Source organism: Mesorhizobium sp. P2_C4, assembly GCF_056404575.1.
On record NZ_JBFUDT010000001.1, the window covers coordinates 1,345,483 to 1,351,752 of the forward strand.

The window sequence follows — 6,270 nt, forward strand, 5'->3', positions numbered from 1 at the left end:
CCAATGGGTGACGTTGTGCGCATCGGCGGCAAGTCCGTTCTCTTCGTCATGGCGGCGCAGGCCGAATACGGCCCGCATTTGCAGCGCCTGTTCACACCGCTGATGACCGGCGTCGGGCCGGTCGAGGCCGGCGTCAGGCTGGGCGCAGAATTGTCGCGGCTGAATTCCGAAGGCGGATTGCCGGATCTGATCGTGTCGCTCGGTTCGGCCGGCAGCCGGACGCTGGAGCAGGCGGGAATCTACCAGGCCGTTTCGGTCAGCTATCGCGACATCGATGCCTCGCCCCTGGGCTTTGAGAAGGGCGCCACACCCTTTCTCGACCTGCCGGTGACCGTGCCGCTGCCACTCCTGATTCCTGGTGTCAGGCAAGCCACGCTGTCGACCGGCGGCGCCATCATTTCCGGCGCCGCTTACGATGCGATTGCCGCTGACATGGTCGACATGGAGACCTTCGCCTGCCTGCGCGCCTGCCAGCTGTTCGGCGTGCCGCTCATCGGCTTGCGCGGCATTTCTGATGGCGCCGCCGATCTCAGGCATGTCGGCGACTGGACCGAATATCTGCACGTCATCGACGAGAAGCTGGCGGACGCGGTCGGGCGGCTCGAGCAGGCGATCGGTGACGGCCTGCTCGGCGCCTGAGCAACCGGATCAGGCAGCAAGGCGTTCCGGATCGCCGAAGTCGATACGCGAAATGCGCCCGCGCACCGTGCCGGTGGCGTCGACATAGTCGATCGCGCCCGGTGTGTGGTCGAGTTTCCAGGCACCGGTGGGGCCGTCCTGCCATTCGACCTCGTAGCCGTCGTCCTGCAGCGTCCAAAGTCCATGGAAACGGCTGCCGTCCGGCAGCAGCATGTGCGCACGGGTCCCCGTTTCGTAGTGGATGAAGGCGCTCTTGCCGCCCATGTCGACGACATGCGTGGTGCCGATCATGATAATGGCCAACGTGTCCTTGTTCAGAATTGTCATTGTCCCTGTCCAAAAGTTTGAGTTCGAAAACGCTCGACGTAACGAAGGTCGTCAAGTATCTTGACTATATGAGGTTTGGGGAAAATGGTCAAGGAGCTTGACGAAAAAACCGAAACGCTGCCCGATCACGTCGGCTGGCGGTTGTGGCAGGCGAGCCGTGCCTGGCAGGCCGAGTTCGCCGCCGCGATGCGCGCTGCCGGCCATGGCTGGTTCACCGAGGCGCGCGCCGGGCTGCTGGGGCACATCCCGCGAAGCGGCACGCGCCAGTCGGCGCTGATCGAGCGCTCGGCGATCTCCAAGCAGGCGGTTCAGCAATTGCTTGACGGGCTGGAAGCGGACGGCGTGCTGGAGCGTCTACCCGACCCCTTGGATGGCCGCGGCAAGCTTGTGCGCTACACGCGCAAGGGTCTGGACGCCTTGCGTGACGGCGACCGCATCAAGCTGCAGATCGAACAGGGCTACATCGCCCGTCTCGGTCAGCAGCGGTTCGCGGCGTTGATGGACGCCTTGCGCTCCCTCGACGCGGGGCAGGCGGACGCGCCGGAAAAACCCGCCGGCCCTCGAGGCGAAGCACCCGAATTGAAGTGAGAGGCGCGGCTTTGTAACCCATTGCGCCGACTCATTTCTTTCTCTAAACGCTCGCCATGAAGACAGCCAATCACCCCGACACCGTCCTGATTGTCGATTTCGGCAGCCAGTTTACGCAGCTCATCGCCCGCCGCATCCGCGAGGCCGGCGTGTTTTCCGAGATCGTGCCGTTCCAGTCGGCCGAAGCAGCGTTCAAGCGCATCAATCCGAAAGCCGTCATCCTCTCAGGCGGCCCGGCCTCGACCTCCGACATCGGCAGCCCGCGCGCGCCGCAGATCGTCTTTGACGCCGGCGTGCCGGTGCTCGGCATCTGCTACGGCCAGATGGCGCTTTGCGTGCAGATGGGCGGCGTCGCCGAGAGTTCCGACCATCGCGAATTCGGCCGCGCCTTCGTCGAGATCGAAAAGGACAGCCCGCTGTTCGAGGGCCTGTGGGCGCCCGGCCAACGCCATCAGGTGTGGATGAGCCACGGCGACCGCGTCATCTCGCTGCCCAAAGGGTTCGAGGTGCTGGGAAAGTCGGAGGGCTCGCCCTTCGCCATCTTCGGCGATGTCGCGCGCAAAATGTACGGCATCATGTTCCACCCCGAAGTGGTGCATACGCCGGATGGCGCAAGGCTGCTGCGCAATTTCGTCCACAACATCGCCGGCATCGAGGGCGACTGGACGATGCGCGCCTACCGCGAGCATGCGGTCGAGACCATCCGCAAGCAGGTCGGCAAGGGCAAGGTGATCTGCGCGCTGTCGGGCGGAGTGGACTCCTCGGTCGCGGCCTTGCTCATCCACGAAGCCGTTGGCGACCAGCTCACCTGCATCCTCGTCGACCACGGTTTGATGCGCAAGGACGAGGCCGCAGGCGTGGTGGCGATGTTCCGCCAGCACTACAATTTGCCGCTGATCCTGGTCGACGCTTCGGACAAGTTCATCTCGGCGCTGGAAGGCGAGTCGGACCCGGAGAAAAAGCGCAAGACCATCGGCCGGCTGTTCATCGAGGTGTTCGAGGAAGAGGCCAAGAAACTCGGCGGCGCCGATTTCCTGGCGCAAGGCACGCTCTACCCCGACGTCATCGAAAGCGTCTCCTTCTCCGGCGGCCCGTCGGTGACCATTAAGTCGCACCACAATGTCGGCGGCCTGCCCGATCGCATGAACATGCAGCTGGTTGAGCCGCTGCGCGAACTGTTCAAGGACGAGGTGCGGGCGCTGGGCAAGGAGCTCGGCCTGCCCGACAGCTTCATTGGCCGTCATCCTTTCCCGGGTCCGGGCCTTGCCATCCGCTGCCCCGGCGGCATTTCCCGCGAGAAGCTGGAGATCCTGCGCGAGGCCGATGCCATCTATCTCGACGAGATCCGCAAGGCCGGCCTCTACGACGCCATCTGGCAGGCCTTCGCCGTGCTGTTGCCGGTGCAGACCGTCGGCGTCATGGGCGACGGCCGCACCTATGAATTCGTCTGCGCGCTGCGCGCCGTCACCTCGGTCGACGGCATGACGGCGGATTTCTATCACTACGACATGAACTTCCTCGCCGCCGCCGCCACCCGCATCATCAACGAAGTGCGCGGCATCAACCGCGTCGTCTACGACGTGACCTCGAAGCCACCCGGCACGATTGAGTGGGAGTAGGGGTTAGCGTAGTCTGGAGTGCTCGGGCGTAGTTTTTCGCAGAAAAAACAACGATTTGCGGTCTATCTCATTCACTATCGACGCTGCATCATCAACTGAAGTCCCCGACTGCCTATGTCACTGATTTTTCTGGCTCCGTGCAAACGAGGGCCTCGTTGGATGTGAAGGGCAACAGATCAATCTGACGGTACTTTTGACGGCTCTTTTTGTCCGCGACTCAACGTCCGAGAAAAGTACCGCCACTGGGTTCCAGGCCCTGACGGTACTTTCTTGTGACTTAAGGCATTGAAGAAAAAGAGAATGTCCTGCCACGGAGCCTCGAAGTTGTACTGACGGTACTTTTCAGGAGGCAAATAAGTATGCTGACGGACGCCGCTCTTAAAGCACTGAAACCAAGAGAAAAAACCTACAAGATTGCTGACGTGTTCGCTGGTCGTGCGGGTCGGATTGCGTTGGGATTGGAGGGTTGGCTAAGCCAATATGATCGTCCGCGTTCCGCCCGGCGCGCTGACCCTGTCTGATCTCGACAGATCGTGTTTAAGGTCTTATATAAACGACCTAAAGACCTATAAGGCCGTTTTTATGAGACACACATGCGCTCGACCGTGATCGATACATTGCCTCCCAGAGTCAAGAGGGCGCTCGGCAAGCTCGGCGCTGACATTGCGCTTGCCCGCAAGAAGCGCAGCCTGACGATCATGATGATGGCGGAACGACTGGGTGTCGCCAAGAGCACCTATCTGAAGATCGAGAAGGGTGACCCGACAGTCGCCATGGGCGCCTACGCCATGACCTTTTTCGTGCTGGGCTTTGATGAGGCCTTGTCGCAGATCGTTGACGCCCACCGCGACGAGCAGGGCCTGCTTCTCGACGCCGAACGTTTGCCCAAGAGGATAAGGGTGCGAAAGCCGCAGGTCGCGACATGAGACGTTCCATTGCGGTTCACCTCGGCGAGGAAGCGACGCCACTGGGCACGTTGCGCTACGACCAGCAAGGTGCGCGCGAGAGTGCTGTGTTTGACTATGATGCAGGCTGGCTGGCAGCAGCGGGACGTTACTCGATCGAACCCGGCCTGCCGCTGGTTGCAGGACCTCAATTCCATCGCAAGACCCGCGAGGGATCCGTGTTCCACAACGCGATTGCCGACACGGAGCCGGACGGCTGGGGCCGGCGGGTCATCCAGCGTGACCACGCCAAGCGTCGCCAGGAGGCGCGCCGGGCGGGAACCGGGGCCGAGACGCGGCCCCTTAACGCGATGGATTACCTTTTGGCAGTGGACGACATAAGCCGCGTTGGTGCGCTACGCCTGCAAGACGAAGAGGGGCGTTACCAAAGAACGGTCGAAGACGGCCGGCGCACCACGCCGCCGCTTGTTGAGATCGGCCAACTCCTCGCCGCGACCCACGCCATCGAGACGAACACTGAGACGGCCGCGGATCTCGCCTATCTGCGTGGACGGGGCACGTCCCTTGGTGGCCTTCGTCCGAAATGTTCTGTTGTCGACGACGACGGACGGCTCGCCATCGGCAAGTTTCCAAGCGTCACCGATGATCGTTCTGTCACCAAGGGCGAAGTGCTCGCCATGATGCTGGCCAGGAAAGCCGGCATCGATGCCGCCGAGGCACGTCTGGTCGACAGCGATGGCGCTTCCGTCGCCCTGATCCGGCGCTTTGACAGGACACCGATCGGCAATCGACTGATGTATGTCTCAGCCGCCACGATGCTCGGTGCAGAGCCGGGGGACGCCAGCGAGCACAGCTATACGGAACTCGTGGATGCTCTTCGCCAGCACGGCAGCGAGCCAGCGGCCAACATCGAGGAGCTTTGGCGGCGGATCGCCTTCTCGATCCTTGTCACCAATGTCGATGACCACCTCCACAATCACGGCTTTCTCCATGTCGATCGCGGACAATGGCGCCTGGCGCCCGCGTTCGACATCAACCCGTTCCCCGAGCGCGTGCGAGAACTGAAAACCTGGATTTCGGAGGATACCGGGCCTGAAGCGACTGTCGACGCTCTGATGTCGGTCATTGCCTATTTCCGGATCAGAGGCGACCGGGCGAAGGTGATCCTCGCAGACGTCGAAGGGGCGGTCGCGACATGGCGGGAGGAGGGGCGGGCGCTTGGGATGACCTCCCAGGAGCTGGATAGCTTCACCGATGCGTTCGAACACAGCGAAAGGCAGGCGGCCCAAAGGGCACTGCAGTGATGCCGGGAAGCCTTAGTCTCCGAGGCGGAGAAGGGAGCCCCGCGCATTACAGAGCCGACACTTGTGGAATACATCTCAAAATGTGACATGAGCCACAATCTTGGCGGGCTTTGCCGTGGGAACTGCAGTCACAATCGTCTCTGGAACCCGGAAGACCCGCAAGTTTCTCGCCTTGGTGGTTGACCCTGGTATGGCCGCCTCCGCAGCAGCGATGTCCTTCGCGCTAACCTGCAGCGACTGACACGCTCCTTTCTCGCCCCACAGGTTCTTGGCAACCACGCTGCCAACGGCACCAGTTATGGCACTTGGCGCCACATCGTTGGGAGCCACCTTTCGAGCCTTGATCAGTGCCTTGATGGCTTCGCCAAGGATCGCGGCTGAATCGTCGCACTGGAACCCTCTTGTCGGCGAGGATACCCAGAAGCTGGTCGAGATTCGCTCGCGTGTGATCAAGGTCGAGAAGCCCGCAATCGTTCTGTGCCAGTTCGACAAGGACAACTTGGTGGCAGGCCAAGGCCCTGCCTTTTCCAAAGCTCAATGTGTCGGTCTGGTTCGACGGCTCTGATCTCGTTGGGATCGAGCATTGGGGCTACCTCGATGCCAAGTGGACCATGCGCTTGCCGCCTGCCGATTGGAAGCCTATGCCGGCCGGATATGGGCAGGATGCCGAACAGGCTTGGTTGCGGTGGCAGCTGCCACAGGCGCACGCTAGGACGCGCGGCACGCTAGCGAACACCCTCGAATGGCTAAGCTCACAGCTTATGGCGATCGTGCTACCGCTACTCGATCGGTGACTGGGTGCGACCATGGACGGCAAGCATGCGATTGCGGACGCTGCTCAGGATATCATGGATCAGCTTGATGCCACGCTGCGGGCACTTCTTGCGA

7 protein-coding genes are annotated in these 6,270 nt (G+C 62.0%); 6 read left to right on the forward strand and 1 reads right to left on the reverse strand.

Going from position 1 to position 6,270, the window contains the following annotated elements:
- Positions 1–3: 3 nt before the first annotated feature.
- Positions 4–639 (forward strand): 5'-methylthioadenosine/S-adenosylhomocysteine nucleosidase, encoded by a 636-nt coding sequence (locus AC1DX6_RS06385; RefSeq protein ID WP_477311859.1) that lies wholly within the window; start codon positions 4–6, stop codon positions 637–639.
- Positions 640–648: 9 nt separating this feature from the next.
- On the opposite strand, the gene AC1DX6_RS06390 is transcribed toward AC1DX6_RS06385, so the two are convergent.
- Positions 649–966 (reverse strand): hypothetical protein, encoded by a 318-nt coding sequence (locus tag AC1DX6_RS06390; protein WP_477311860.1) that lies wholly within the window; start codon positions 964–966, stop codon positions 649–651.
- Between the two features lie 84 nt (positions 967–1,050).
- Here AC1DX6_RS06390 and AC1DX6_RS06395 point away from each other — a divergent pair, with 84 nt between their 5' ends.
- The 5 genes from AC1DX6_RS06395 to AC1DX6_RS06415 all read left to right on the forward strand — a co-directional run bounded on the left by AC1DX6_RS06395 (position 1,051) and on the right by AC1DX6_RS06415 (position 5,947).
- The gene (locus AC1DX6_RS06395) at positions 1,051–1,554 is read left to right on the forward strand and encodes a MarR family winged helix-turn-helix transcriptional regulator (protein WP_477311861.1); all 504 of its coding nucleotides are present in this window, start codon (positions 1,051–1,053) and stop codon (positions 1,552–1,554) included.
- Between the two features lie 56 nt (positions 1,555–1,610).
- Positions 1,611–3,173 (forward strand): glutamine-hydrolyzing GMP synthase, encoded by a 1,563-nt coding sequence (guaA, locus tag AC1DX6_RS06400; protein ID WP_477311862.1) that lies wholly within the window; start codon positions 1,611–1,613, stop codon positions 3,171–3,173.
- A 593-nt stretch (positions 3,174–3,766) separates the two neighbouring features.
- A complete protein-coding gene (locus AC1DX6_RS06405) occupies positions 3,767–4,099 on the forward strand; it encodes a helix-turn-helix domain-containing protein (protein WP_477311863.1) in 333 nt (110 codons plus the stop codon).
- The gene (locus AC1DX6_RS06410) at positions 4,096–5,382 is read left to right on the forward strand and encodes a type II toxin-antitoxin system HipA family toxin (protein WP_477311864.1); all 1,287 of its coding nucleotides are present in this window, start codon (positions 4,096–4,098) and stop codon (positions 5,380–5,382) included. Before AC1DX6_RS06405 ends, AC1DX6_RS06410 begins: the two co-directional genes overlap by 4 nt.
- Before the next feature lie 340 nt (positions 5,383–5,722).
- Positions 5,723–5,947 (forward strand): hypothetical protein, encoded by a 225-nt coding sequence (locus AC1DX6_RS06415; protein WP_477311865.1) that lies wholly within the window; start codon positions 5,723–5,725, stop codon positions 5,945–5,947.
- Positions 5,948–6,270: the final 323 nt, after the last annotated feature.